12 protein-coding genes are annotated in these 12,991 nt (G+C 65.5%); all 12 read right to left on the bottom strand.

Features of this window, described 5'->3' with window-relative positions; all coding sequences use genetic code 11:
- Nucleotides 1-930, bottom strand: coding sequence for a prephenate/arogenate dehydrogenase family protein (locus tag G7077_RS06395; protein WP_166410973.1), 930 nt, complete (start codon nucleotides 928-930; stop codon nucleotides 1-3).
- Between the two features lie 25 nt (nucleotides 931-955).
- Complete coding sequence (locus tag G7077_RS06390; protein ID WP_246167452.1) at nucleotides 956-1,762, bottom strand: Gfo/Idh/MocA family protein; 807 nt, start codon at nucleotides 1,760-1,762, stop codon at nucleotides 956-958.
- 171 nt (nucleotides 1,763-1,933) lie between these two features.
- Nucleotides 1,934-2,908 carry an MDR/zinc-dependent alcohol dehydrogenase-like family protein gene (locus G7077_RS06385; RefSeq protein ID WP_206367712.1) on the bottom strand — a complete coding sequence of 325 codons (975 nt, stop codon included), beginning with the start codon at nucleotides 2,906-2,908 and terminating at the stop codon, nucleotides 1,934-1,936.
- Between the two features lie 15 nt (nucleotides 2,909-2,923).
- Nucleotides 2,924-5,029, bottom strand: a complete 2,106-nt coding sequence (locus G7077_RS14405; protein ID WP_166410972.1) for a bifunctional glycosyltransferase/UDP-glucuronate decarboxylase — start codon at nucleotides 5,027-5,029, stop codon at nucleotides 2,924-2,926.
- On the bottom strand, nucleotides 5,026-6,114 hold the full coding sequence (locus G7077_RS06375; protein ID WP_166410971.1) for a CgeB family protein: 1,089 nt from the start codon (nucleotides 6,112-6,114) through the stop codon (nucleotides 5,026-5,028). The genes G7077_RS14405 and G7077_RS06375 overlap by 4 nt, the downstream gene beginning before the upstream one ends.
- Nucleotides 6,111-7,220: a CgeB family protein gene (locus G7077_RS06370; RefSeq protein WP_166410970.1), complete on the bottom strand. Its 1,110-nt coding sequence runs from the start codon at nucleotides 7,218-7,220 to the stop codon at nucleotides 6,111-6,113. Before G7077_RS06370 ends, G7077_RS06375 begins: the two co-directional genes overlap by 4 nt.
- Nucleotides 7,217-8,326 carry a glycosyltransferase family 4 protein gene (locus tag G7077_RS06365; protein WP_166410969.1) on the bottom strand — a complete coding sequence of 370 codons (1,110 nt, stop codon included), beginning with the start codon at nucleotides 8,324-8,326 and terminating at the stop codon, nucleotides 7,217-7,219. The genes G7077_RS06370 and G7077_RS06365 overlap by 4 nt, the downstream gene beginning before the upstream one ends.
- Nucleotides 8,323-9,393, bottom strand: coding sequence for an SDR family NAD(P)-dependent oxidoreductase (locus G7077_RS06360; protein ID WP_166410968.1), 1,071 nt, complete (start codon nucleotides 9,391-9,393; stop codon nucleotides 8,323-8,325). The genes G7077_RS06365 and G7077_RS06360 overlap by 4 nt, the downstream gene beginning before the upstream one ends.
- Nucleotides 9,390-9,920 carry an NAD-dependent epimerase/dehydratase family protein gene (locus tag G7077_RS14285; RefSeq protein WP_281347060.1) on the bottom strand — a complete coding sequence of 177 codons (531 nt, stop codon included), beginning with the start codon at nucleotides 9,918-9,920 and terminating at the stop codon, nucleotides 9,390-9,392. The genes G7077_RS06360 and G7077_RS14285 overlap by 4 nt, the downstream gene beginning before the upstream one ends.
- A 2-nt stretch (nucleotides 9,921-9,922) precedes the next feature.
- Nucleotides 9,923-10,504 carry an NAD-dependent epimerase/dehydratase family protein gene (locus tag G7077_RS14280; protein ID WP_281347059.1) on the bottom strand — a complete coding sequence of 194 codons (582 nt, stop codon included), beginning with the start codon at nucleotides 10,502-10,504 and terminating at the stop codon, nucleotides 9,923-9,925.
- A 68-nt stretch (nucleotides 10,505-10,572) separates the two neighbouring features.
- Nucleotides 10,573-12,363 (bottom strand): hypothetical protein, encoded by a 1,791-nt coding sequence (locus G7077_RS06350; RefSeq protein ID WP_166410967.1) that lies wholly within the window; start codon nucleotides 12,361-12,363, stop codon nucleotides 10,573-10,575.
- Nucleotides 12,364-12,366: 3 nt separating this feature from the next.
- The gene (locus tag G7077_RS06345) at nucleotides 12,367-12,912 is read right to left on the bottom strand and encodes a protein-tyrosine phosphatase family protein (RefSeq protein WP_206367711.1); all 546 of its coding nucleotides are present in this window, start codon (nucleotides 12,910-12,912) and stop codon (nucleotides 12,367-12,369) included.
- Nucleotides 12,913-12,991 lie beyond the last annotated feature (79 nt).

The following is a 12,991-nucleotide window of genomic DNA, read 5'->3' as shown; positions in this document are numbered from 1 at the left end:
TCAACCCTTGGGTTGCGCCGGGCTGGATGCTCGGCCGAAGTCCGCGGCGGCGACATCTTGACCCTGGTCGATGATGGCGCGGCGGATGGCACGGGTTCGGCTGAACCAGTCGTGCAAGGTCGCACCGTCGTCGTCGCGGATTGCCTGTTCGAGGCCCGCGAGATCGCCGCGAAAGCGATCGAGGACGTCCAGCACCGCTTCCTTGTTGCTGAGGAAGATGTCGCGCCACATGGTCGGATTGCTGGCGGCGATGCGGGTGAAGTCGCGGAAGCCGCCGGCGCTATACTTGATCACCTCGCCTTCGGTGACATTCTCCAACTCCCTGGCGGTTCCGACAATCGTGTAGGCGATGAGGTGCGGCAGATGGCTGGTGACGGCGAGCGTAAGGTCGTGCTGCCGCGGGTCCATGCATTCGACCTTGGCGCCGAGGGCTGACCAGAAGGCCGTGAGCTTCTCGATCGCGTGCATCGGCGCATCGGCGGCGGGGGTGAGGATCGACCAGCGGCCCTTGAAGAGCGTCGCGAAACCCGCTTCGGGGCCACTGTTCTCGGTGCCGGCGATCGGGTGGCCGGGGATGATCGTGGCGCCGGGGAGCGCCTGGCGGAGCGTTTCAGCTACCGACGCCTTGGATGAACCGACATCTGTAATAATCGCCGCCGGTTTCAGACTGGGCGCGATGGCAGCGGCTGCGGCGCCCATCGCACCGACGGGAACGCACAGGATGACAAGGTCGGCGTTATCCACGGCTTCCGCGGCATCGTCCGGGAGTTGGTCGACAAGCTGAAGCCCCCTTGCACGATCGCGAATACCGTCTTCCGCGTCAAAGCCGGACAGCTGAAGGCCCGGCATTGCTTCGCGAGTAGCGCGGGCGATGGAGGAACCGATCAGGCCGAGGCCGATGATGGCGACTTTGTCGAATGGCGCTGGCATCGGCTTCCCCTTTTTCGGGGATTGCTTAGCTGCGTCCGTAGAGACGGTCGAGGGCGCGGGCGCTGTCGAGCAGACCCGTGGTGCTCTCGGCGAAGCGACCGCCGCCGGCGAGCGTTCGGACCCAGTCGGCAGCGGCGCGGGCACCCCATTCGTCGGGCGGGGTGGTCAGGGTGCTTGTGTTGCGGCCCTCGTACCGTTCGGCGGTGAAGTCGAAGAAGGATCCGTCGACGTTGCGCATCGCGGCGCCGCCTTGGCTGCCGAAAAATTTGGCTTCGATCACTGCATCGGTGCCGGCGGACAGGTTCCAGGAGCAGGCGATGCGGACGGTCGCGCCGGTCGCGACTTGGAGCGTGCCGACGGCGTAATCCTCAACCTCATTCGGCTGGAGCGGGCGTCCGTCGCGAAAGAGGGAGGCGGTGGCGCTGGTCACCTCGGGGAAATCGAACATCCACAACGCGAGATCGACGAGGTGAACTCCTAGGTCGATCAGGCAACCGCCGCCGGATAGTGCCGGGTCCCAGAACCAGCCGGCACCGGGGCCGTACGCGTTGTGGAAAGTAAGGTCGGCGGCGAATACATGACCCAGCGCGCCGGAGCCCACTTGTTCGCGCACGGCCTGCATGGCGGCGGTGTGGCGGTAGGAGAGGTCGACTCCGAGCAGACGGTCGTTGCGTTGGGCCGCGTCGAGGACGGACTGAACTTCCGCAGCGGTGCGGGCGAGCGGCTTCTGGCAGAAGACGGCGGCCCCGGCGTTGAGCGCCGCGATCGACTGCTCGGCGTGGAGGGCGCTGGGGGTGGCGATGACCACGCCGTCGAGGCCGAGCGCGAGCATGGCGTCGAGGTCGGGGACGACCCCGCGTTGGGAGCGGATGCACGCGCTTCCTCAAGCATCTGCGGGTTGGGGTCGCAGATTGCGGCGGCCTGGGCCAAGCCGGTGGCGAGCATTGCTTCCATGCGGTTGCGGCCGATCCAGCCGGTGCCGAGAAATCCTAGGCGCAACATGTCAGGGGACAATGACGGCTTTGACGAAATTTCCGGGGCGGTCCTCGGTGGCCTGCAGCGCTTCGTCGATCCGGTCGAGCGGGTAGCGGTGGGTGATCAGCATTCTGGGGTCGATCAGACCACCGTCGATCGCGGCCACCGCATCCTTCACCCCCTGAAGCGCCACTTGCGGGTCGCGCTCGTGGGCGTTGACGACATCGAAGCCGCGCCAGTTCCACAGCTGCATGTTGACCTGTCGCGGGCCGTCCTGGTGGTAGCCGGCGATCACGAGCCGGCCGCCCTCGGCCGTGAGTTCGGCGGCAAGGTCGAGCGGCCATTGCTTTCCGACGGCTTCGATCACGCGCTCGCAGAAGCGCTCACCGGTAAGCTGCTTCACCTGATCGATGATCTCGTAGTGATCGTGCATCGGGATGGTCTCGGCGGCGCCCATCTCCTTCGCAAGGTCAAGCGACTCCTGACGGCGCGAGATGGCGATGACTCGGGCGCCGGCGTTGCTGGCCAGGCGGACGAGGATGGCGCCCAGGAAGCCGATGCCGAGGATGGCGACGGTCTGGCCGGCCTTGATGTCGCTGCGGCGGAAGATGTTCATCGCGCAGCCGAAGGGCTCCCCGGGGAGATCGAGGTCCTTGAGCGAGTCCGGAAGCTTCACGACAGCGACGGCGTCAGCGACGTCATATTGCGCGTAGGCCTTACCACTCAGCGCCGCAACGCGGTCGCCGACCTGCACGTCGGTTACGCCATCGCCGACCGCGTCCACTTCGCCCCATGCCTCATGGCCGAGCGCGCCAGGGTCTGTCGGGAAGTTCATCCACTCGGGGCCATGCCAGGGCGTCAGGTTGGAGGGGCAAACGCCGCAGCCCTCCAAGCGGATGCGCACCTGGAGAGCCCCCGGCTGGGGCAATGGAACATCCTGGATGGTGAAGCTACGCGGGCCAGTCAGCACCGCGGCGCGCATGGTGCCCGCCGGAACGTTCATTGCAATGGTCTTTCCTTATTCGGCTGCGACGGTTAGGGGCACGTCGATCCGGTCTTCTTCGATGTTGCGGTTGCCGGCTTGTGAGAACCAGGCAATCGCAGACTCAAGGCCGCGGCGGAGTTCCACCGTCGGTTCCCAGCCGAGTAGCTCCTGGGCTCGGGCGATGTTCGGCTTGCGGCGGCGGGGGTCGTCGACGGGCAGCGGTTCATGCACCTTGCGCGAGCTGGAGCCGGTCATCTCGATCACCAGGTCGGCAAGGTTGCCCACCGTCAGCTCGTTGGGGTTGCCGAGATTGACCGGCATGCCGACCGCGCTCTCGCTGTCCATCAGGCGGCACAAGCCCTCGACCAGATCGTCGACATAGCAGAAGCTGCGCGTTTGCGAGCCGTCGCCATAGATGGTGACGTCCGCGCCTTCGATCGCCTGGCAGATGTAGTTGGAGACGACGCGGCCGTCGTCGCAGCGCATGCGTGGGCCGTAGGTGTTGAAAATTCGGGCGACGCGAACGTCGGCGCGGCCGGCGCGAAGGAAGTCGAACGCCAATGTTTCAGCAGCGCGCTTGCCCTCATCATAGCAGGCGCGCGGACCGGTGCAGCTGACCCAGCCGCGATAATCCTCCTGCTGTGGATGCACCTCCGGGTCGCCATAGACCTCGCTGGTGGAGGTAAGCAGCAGGCGGGCGCCGAGCTCTTCCGCCAGGCGAAGCATGTTGCGGGTGCCCATAACGTTCGTGAGCATCGTATGCTCGGGATCCGCTTGATAGTGCGGGGGCGAGGCAGCGCAGGCGAGATGGTAGATGTGGGTGAACTTGGTCCCACGCATCCTGAACCACTGCGGCAGCTCGTCGATCACATCGTGCTCGACCACCTCGAAACGCGGATTGGCTTCGAGGTGCACGATGTTGGAGCGGCGGCCGGTCTGGAAATTGTCGAGGCAGACGACGCGCGCGCCTTCGTCGAGCAGGCGCTCGCACAGGTTGGATCCGATAAAGCCTGCGCCACCCGTCACAAGCGCGATCCGTTCGCGGCCAAACTCCACAGGCTTCTCCCTTTTACGATCACTGACCACCTTGCCGGCGGCTTCTTCGATATATTGCTCCAGCTCGGCCGCGCGATGGTCCGCGGTGTGCGCGGCCATGATCCGCGTGCGGGCGGCGCGTCCGAGCGCGCTGGCATCTTCGCTGCCTGACAGGCGCTCGACGACCTCCTCTGTGGTGTCAGCGATGACGATCTCGCGGCCGGGCGTTAGCACGTCCTCAATGCCGTCCCACCGGTCGGAAATAACCGGGGTTGCGCAGGAGGCGGCCTCGAACAGGCGCACGGACGGCGACCAGCCCGCCGCGATCATGTCGGCGCGGGTGACGTTCAGTGTGTAACGCGACGCGTTGTAGAAAGCGGCATGCTCCGAGGGCGGAAGATGCTCGATCCGTTCGACGTTGGCGGGACAGTCGATGTTGTCCGGATATTGCGGGCCGGCGACGCAGAAACGTAAATTGGGCAGGCGGCGCGCTGGCTCGATCAGCAGCTTCTCAAGCGTGGGCTGGCGGTCGTCGCTGTAGGTGCCGAGATAGGTCAGGTCCCATTTCTTCGGCACGTCCAGCGCCGGATATTTGTCGGGGTCGACCGAGCAGTAGAGCGCGCGTGCGGCGGGGGAGCCGTATTGACGCTCGATCCGGCGCAGGGTCGGGCCGCCAGTGAAGGACAGGTAGACGTCGTATCCGGGGATCACGCGCGGCGAGAGATATTCAAAATCGTCGCGCTCCAGCTTGGCGAGCGTCACCGGCGTGTCGATGTCGTAAAAGGCGGTGACGCCCTGCGCAATTTTCTGAACATAGCGGCCGACCTCCACGCCTTCGGGGACGTAGGAGCCGACGATGACCGCGTCGGCGGCGGCGATCTCACCATCCCAGCGCTTCAAGTCTTCAAGCGAGCTGTAGAATTCGAGCTGGCAATAATCCGGGTCGGCGATGTCGCGATTGTTGCAGTACCAGGGGACATCGCGTTCCAGGAACAGGATGTCGTGGCCACGTTTGGCGAAGGCGCGCAAGAGTGCACGGAAGGTGGTGGCGTGGCCGTTACCCCACGCGGATGACAGGCTGAGACCAAGGACGACGAGCTTCATGCGTCGGCCAGCTCCGGCGCCACGGCCTTCTTGAACAGCTCGTCCACTTCTTCCCCGCGATGGGCGTAGGTGTGCTCGGCGAGGACCCGGCGAAGTGCTGCCTGGCCTATGGCGCGGGCCCGGGTCTCGTCGAGTGAGCCGACCAGTTCGGCAACGTCCTTGCCATCGCGGGCGACCAGCACTTCCTCATTCGGTTGCAGGAATTGCTCGATCCCTTCCCATGCGTCGGTGATCAGGCAGGCGGCGGCGCCGGCAGCCTCGAACACGCGGGTTGCAGGCGAAAAGCCGATGTTGGCCATGCTGTCGCGGGCGACGTTGAGCACGGCAAGCGGCGTGCAGTTGAAGGCGTTATGCTCGTGCGTGAAGACGTGGCCGAGGTGGCGCACGTTCGAAGGGATGTCCTTCGACTCCCAGCCGTTGCCGCCGATCAGGAAGCTGCGCTCCGGCAGCGCTGCCGCTGCGGAGAGGAAGAATTCCTCCACGCGCGCCTCCCGGTCGGGAAGGCGATTGCCGAGGAAGGACAGGTCGGCGGTGAAGCGCTGGTCCGGCGCCACCGGATGGTGGGTCGAGGGATCGAGCGCATTGTAGATCGGCACGCAGCGGGCGGCTCCGAACCCTTCGTAGGCGTTCACCACCGGGGGTCCGCCGCCATAGGTAAGCACCATGTCGAGGTCGGGCAGCGCCTTGCGGACGGCGTGGCTTTCCTGGCCACGCATTTCGTCCAAGGTTGCGGCGGCATCGACGTCCCAGAAGATCTTGAGCGCGCTGGGGCGGCTATGCTCGATGATGCCGGCGATCAGCTCGTCGTCGAACACGCCGACGCCGCTCGCCTTGACGACGATGTCGGCGGCGCGCGCTTCCGCAAGAACCGACCGCAGACCGTCCTGAGTGGCCGGGTAGACGACCGACTTGGCCCAGGGCTGCGGCTCCATGTCGCGGTGCTGCTGCCGGTCGTAGGCATCGGGCTCATAGAAGGTGATGTCGTAGCCGCGCGCGGCGAGATCACGCAAAAGCCCGCGATAATAGGTCGCGGCGCCGTTCCACCAGGACGACAGCAGGCTGGATCCGTAGAAGGCAATCTTCACGCAACGCTCCTCAGTGCGGGAGCGCGGAGCCGCTCCACGATGGTCAACAGTTCTTCCGCGCGGTGCGCCGTGGTGTGGCGGGCGCGGATGGTTTCGAGGCCGTGCCGCACGAGGCTGGCGCGGAGGTCGGGATCGTTCTTCAGCTGGCGCAGCGCATCCGTCATCTCGGCACCACTGCGCACCATCAGGAAGTCGGTGCCGACGCGGAACAGGTTCTCGCTATCTTCCCATGGAGCGGACAGCAAAGGGATGCCGCAGGCGAGCGCCTCGAACACGCGAATGGTCGGGATGCCGGGCAGCACCTGGGTGTAGAAGCGCCGCGGTACGTGCACGGTGGCAAGGTGGCGGGCGAAAGTCTCCGGCGCTGCGGCGTTGGCGATCCAGCCGTGGTAGCGGGCGCCGAAGGTCTGAAGGGTGGCTTTTGCCTCGTCGGGGTAGCGGACGCCGTAGATGTCTAGCGGCAGGCCGGCATCGCGGGCGGGAGTGAGGAGATAGTCGACGATCTCCTGGCTGCGCTCGCCGTCACCCCAATTGCCGATCCAGGCAAGTCCCTCGCGGGCGCCTTCCTGAAGTGGTGGGCGAAAGCGGCGGATGTCGGCAGCCTCGTGCCAAGTGAAGACCCGGTCGCCCCAGCCCCACTTGCGGTAAACCTCGGACAACGTCTCACCGAAGGCGAGGACGCCGTCATAGCCGCCGAGGTCGTACGCCTTCATTTGTTCCGGCTCGGAAACGGCGCGGTGGTGGGTGTCGTGGAACAGCAGGGTGAAGCGAGCGCCCTGCGCGCGCAGGCGACCGAGGTCGGCGACCAATTTGTGCTCGTTCCACTCGTGGACAATCACGAGGTCGGCGCCGTCGGTCATTTCAGAGGGATCGGCGTTGGCATCGTATGTCGTCGACGATAGCTCGGGGTACAGCTTACGGTATGCCGCTGTGCCCTGCTCACCATGGTCGCGCGTGAGGTTGTCGAGGCTCCATGCCCCCTCCGGCTCGAACACGCGGACGTCGTGGTCGTGCGCGATCAGGTCGGACAGCACGCCGCGGAGGAAATGGGCATTGCCGTGATTCCAGCAGCTCGCCAGCGAATGGGTGAAGTAGACGATCCTCACGCGGCGCCCGCCATCCCGTTCTGCGGCGTGGCAGCGGCGCGGGGCAGCAAGCTGCGGTAGATGCCCGCCATCCTCTGTCCCATTCGGGCGGGCGTGTAGAGCTGCGCCCGATTGCGGGCGGCGCGGCCCAGGCGTTCGCGCTCCTGCGTGTCCTTCATCAGCGCGTCGACCGCGTCGGCAAAAGCTCTGGGATCGCGCGCCGGAACGAACAGGGCGGAGTCGCGCCACAGCTCCCGGAAGGTTGGGATGTCGGACAGCACCAGGGCGCATCCCGCATTGGCGGCTTCCAGGACGGAAAGACCAAATGGCTCGTACAGCGCGGAGGAAGCGTAGATCGGTCGGGTAGCGAGAACGCCGCTCAAGCGCGCGCTGGCGAGTTCGCCGACGTGATGGATGTTGTTGAAGGCGGCGCGCGTGCCGTTCGGGCCTGCAAGTGGGCCGGCAGCTTCGAACGGTGTGGACGTCAGCCTCGCTGCGGCATCCAGCGTGGCGACATTCTTGCCCTCGTCCCAAAGCCGGCTGGCGGTCAAGACGAAGTTCGACTGCGGCAGGCCAAGCGGAACCACGGACTGCCGGCCATTGTGAACCGGCATCACCGGGCAGCTGACGTCGTAGATCCGGGCGGTTTCGGCGGCAAAGGAGACGCTGGGCGCGACAACGGCGCGGGCACGGTTCAGCCCTTCCTGAACAAGATCGCGGCGCCACATGAACTCGGGCGGTAGCGGCGTTCCGCGGACGGCGGACCACCAGCTGGCAACGCAGCTGTGCTGCACGGCGATTGTCGGCTGGTCGAACTTGGTGTCGGCAAGCAAAGGCGCGCTGCAGGTCTGGACCAGGTCCATACCTTCCTTGCTGGCGAGGGCTGCGATCGCTTCGCCGGCGCGGTGCATCTCCGCCGGCGTGGTCGGAAGCCAATCAAGCGGCAGGCCGGTGTCGATGAGGCGAATGCCCTCGGCTTGTTCCCGCTGTGTCGGTGAGGCGGGCGGGCCAATAACGGCAAGCGTGACCTCGACATCATAGGGGACGAGGGCTCGTGCGAGTTCCAGACTGTAAACCCACACGCCGCCGACAGTGTCGGTGACGAGCAGCAGTCGCAACTTGCTCATTCGGCGGCGCTCGCCAGCGGTTCGGGGGTGAGCTGAAGATTACGTTCCTGCGCCAGCCATCCGGCGAGGCGAGCGACGCCGTCGCGCCATGGGCGGGCGTCGGCCAGGCCCAGCGCCGAGCGGGCAGCCGCCGTGTTGCTGACGTACCAGCGCTGATCGCCGGGGCGCCAATCCTCGAAGCCGACGTCGACGTCGCGCCCAGTGATAAGGCGCATCTCGTCGATCAGCTGCAGCAGGCTGACCGCGTTCGCGGGGCCGCCGCCGAGGTTGAAGGCGCGGCCGTTCACCCGATCGATATTGCGGAGGGCGCCGACGTACGCGTCCACCGCATCCGACACGTCCAGAATGTCGCGGACCTGTTTGCCGTCGCCGTAGAGGGTGATCGGCTTGCCTTCCAGCGCGCGAATCAGGAAGTGGGCGACCCAGCCTTGATCTTCCGTGCCCATCTGACGCTGGCCATAGATGCAGCTCATGCGGAAGACTGCGGACGGAATTCCGAAGCTGCGGCTGTAATCAAGGACGTACTGATCGGCGGCGCCCTTTGAGCAGCCATAGGGTGTGTGGAAGTCGAGCGGGCGGCTTTCGTCGACGCCAAGCATGGCAACATCGCCAATCGGTGAGTGGCGGTTTCCGTCCGTTTCGAACGGCAGGTCGGCGAGGTCGCCATAGACCTTGTTGGTCGAGGCGAAGATCACCGGAACACGGTCGGTGCGGTTCCTGAGGGCATCGAGCACGTTGACCGTGCCGCGGATGTTGATCTCGAAATCCTCGCGGGGGTCGACCATGCTGGTGGTGACGGCAACCTGGGCGGCGAGGTGGAAAACGGCCTTGGCGTCGCTGGCAGCGCGGACGACCTCATCCTCGTCGCGGATGTCGGCCGTGATGCTGGTAATCTTGGACCCGTGACGTTCCTTCAGCCAGGCGAGATTGCGCTCGACTCCGGGGCGCGACAGTGCGTCGAAGACGATAACTTCCGCGCCGCTGCCCGCAAGGCGGTTGGCAAGGTTGCTGCCGATGAAGCCGGCGCCGCCGGTGATAAGGATTGGACGGTCGTCGCGACCGATCATGCGACTAGGCCTCGTGCCTCGAGTTCGGCCCGGGCTTCGTCCACGCGGTCATTGGCTTCCTGCTCGGCGACCCATTCGGAGAGTTCGGCGAGACCCTGGTCAAAATCCTTCTCGGCCTTGAAGCCGAGCTTCTCCTCCGCCTTGCGACCGTCGCAGAAGCAATGGCGGATGTCGCCGATGCGCGACTTGCCGACAATTTCCGGCTCCAGGTCGTTCTTGTGCATGGCGCGAGCGATCGACTGGGCGACCTCCTTGACGCTGCGGTCGCGGCCGGAGCCGATGTTGAACACCTCGCCATTGGCGTTGGGGTTGACCAATGCCTCGCAGAAGGCGCGGGCGACGTCGCCGACATAAACGAAGTCGCGGCGCTGCTCGCCATCCTCGAAGATCATCGGCCGCTGACCATTGGTCAGGCGCGAGGAGAAGATCGCCAGAACGCCGGTATATGGGTTGGATAAGGCTTGGCCAGGGCCATAAACGTTGAACAGGCGCAGGCAGGTGCCTTCCATGCCGTAGGCCTGAGTCATGATCAGCGTCTGCCGCTCCTGCACATATTTGCCGAGGGCGTAGATGGAGGCGAGGCTGGGCTGCTTCCATTCGGGGTGGCGACGGGCGACAGCGGGCGGCCCCCGGCATCCAGCGGCTCCCAGCTGTCGCTTTCCGACTTGCGCGGCTGACGTTCCGCATTCTGGACCAGGTTGCCGTCGTCGTCGCGGTACAGGCCTTCGCCGTAGATGCTCATCGACGACGCGGTGACGACGCGGCGGACGGGATTGTCGATCAAGGCTTCGAACAGCACGGCGCCGCCGACCTCGTTCACCGAGGTGTAGCGTTCGACGGCGTACATCGACTGACCGACCCCCACCTCCGCGGCGAGGTTGATCACGCTGTCGACGCCTTTCAGCGCCTTGGTGACGAGGTCCTTGTTTCGGATGTCGGCGCGGATCAGCTCGACATCGTCCGGAAGGTCGTCAGGCCGTTCGACATCGCCGTGAACTTGCTCGATCAGGCTATCGAGAACACGGACATTGTTGCCGCGTCGCAGAAGCTCTTTGCATACAGCGCGGCCGATAAAGCCAGCGCCCCCCGTAACCAGGACCGTTTCCGCCAAGTCTCGCCCCTATTTCTCGTGTGAATATTTAACTTAGATTAGAATAGGTTGAACCTTCTTCTTCATCATCAACCCTGCGAATGAAGGTTTGTTCCCGAGGCGGTTCGTTCCGGTTGGCGACCGAGTGAGGAAATCCGCGGAGTTGCGACGGGTTCCATGTTGTTGAGCCTTACCCGCAGGCGCTCACCAAACACGTCGATGCGGTGCTGCCAGCGTCGGCGTTCCGGCTCGCCGACCATCTCCGCAGCCATGCTCGCCTGACCGAGGCGGAACGCGAGATAAGCGTGCGAGAGGAAGTGCATGAGCTCGGCATCGACGAGCCGGCCGGTGCGTGCTTCGATCGCCCTGACCAGCTCCCGCACCTGCTGCGCACCAAGGCCGAACTCCTCAACGGTGCCGACCACATCCCATGCGATATCCTGACAGCCGATCAGGTCGTGAGCGGCATGGTGGTCGAGAGCGTCCGCCTTGAACAATTTGCCATTCGGAAGCCGTATCCACTCGTGCGGCTCCATTCTGTTATCGCTGCATATGGGACGGACCCGCGCCTGCAGCTCGGAAAGGCAGGGCGTCCAGGCATCCAGGCGCTCGGCCGCCCAATCGCCAAGCGCTAGCCCGGCGTTGCGCCTGGCCATGAGCAGCAACTCGGCGAGCGAGGCGCCGGGCCTCGGAACATCGAGGCGCACTCGCGCGGTGAGATAGGAGGCGATCTCCTCCAGCGGCGGTTCGGCGGCGTGCAGCGGGCGGGCTTCGCCATGCCAGCGCTGCACGAGGAAGCCATGAGCGAGGCCGGCCGGCCTGGCGGCGAACCCGGCCTCGTGAAGCGCTTGTGCGATCCGGAGCTTTCGGTTTCCCTCCTCGCTCAACCCTACGAAGCTAGACGCCCATTCCGCGCCGCCGGCACGAAGCAGGAACTTGCGCGGCGACCAAACCGGATTGGCGGGCGGCCACTGGTTTTCGTCGACCAGCAGCAGCGGCCGCCAGCCGCCGCCGGAGATTTCCATGGGAGCCCGTTCAAGCGGGCCGATCAGCGGCTCGATCCATGACGCAACTCGGCCGGCAAGTCGGGAGCCCAGATCGGCGACCTGCTTCTGGATCCGCGGCCAGCGCTCGCGGTGACGGGGCTGCGCATGAACGCCAGGCGCTCCGCCGTGGCTCGGCAGGAAAGCGATCCGCTGTTCCGGAACTCCTTTCGCGAGGAGCCAGTCCGCGACTGCGCCGAAGCTGCTGCCCGACAGCCCCGGCCCCTCATCGACCACGACATAGTGCGCTGGTTGGGCGAGGAGGTCGCGCTCGAGTTCGGGATCGATCTCGATCTTCCGGTCGAACGGATCGCCTGCCGGCCGTACCGTCACCGGCGGCGGCGCGCCGAGTGCTGCAGCGGCGATTGCGGCGAGGGAAGTCCCGATGCTGCGCAGGCCGATGACCTTCGGCGGTGCGTCCAGGCGCAATCTCTCTGCCGCGTCCGCATAAGCCTCAGGATAGACGGCGTAGAAGGCATAGCCCTCCGGCAGGTTAAGGCGCAGCCGGTCGGGGGCATCTTTCAGCTCGCGCAGCTTCGGCAAGGCCGCGATCGGCGCGGCCGGATCGCGCCATGACGCAATGACCAGCTCGGCCAGTTCGGTGAGAAAAGCGCCCAAGGCCTGACCGGCCGGGGTGATACGATCAACGCCGGATTGCTCAAAATCGGCGTCCTGAACGCCCTGTTGCAGCCGTCCCGCCTCTATCAAGGCGGCGACCAGAGCCGCATGACGCCCGATCCCTGGTTCACTCGCTTCGATGGCAGCGAGGCGCTTCAACAAGCTTGCTAGCGCATCGGCAATGCCGACCTCGTCCTGATGGTCGCCGTAGACCAGCAAGGCTCAGTGCTGCGCCAAGTGGCGATAAGCGATGCAGCCGAAGTCGGGATAGCTGGGTACCGGGTGACCGTGGCGGGTCAGCCATTCGGACCAGCCTTCATACTGGCGCTGGCTAGGGGAGACGAGTTCGCGCTTGTCCTTGGCGAGCCTCAGCGCCTCGAGCGGCGCCATTCCCTTGTCGACGAGCACGCACAGAGCCAGCAAAGCGGAACGGCCGATGCCATGCTGGCAGTGGATGAGGACCTTGCGGCCGCGAGCGATCTGTTCGTGAACGAACTGCACGCCGATATCGAGCCGATCGAGCTGTGACGGGTGGAGATCGGGGGTTGGGAGGTGAAGAAAGGCGATGCCGTGGGCGCCAAGCAGCGCTTCGTCGTCGCAATCCTCTTCACGCAGGTCGACAACGGCGCCGACGCCATGGCGATCGGCGAGGTCGGGCACGCTCTTCATCGGAAAGCATCCGCCAACCGCAATCTCGTCGGTCAGCCAGTGGAAATTGGGTTGCCAGGTTTGGGTGGCAGTCGCCTGACCGGCGGCAGTGTCGATCATCACGCCTGAACCAAAGGCAGGTAGCTTAGTTCCTGCGACCATGGAACTTACCTGCCACAATGTCGGTTGCGCCCGGTGC

Origin of the sequence: Sphingomonas piscis (assembly GCF_011300455.1) — a bacterium.
GTDB classification, from domain to species: domain Bacteria; phylum Pseudomonadota; class Alphaproteobacteria; order Sphingomonadales; family Sphingomonadaceae; genus Sphingomicrobium; species Sphingomicrobium piscis.
This window is presented reverse-complemented; position numbering and strand designations above follow the sequence as displayed.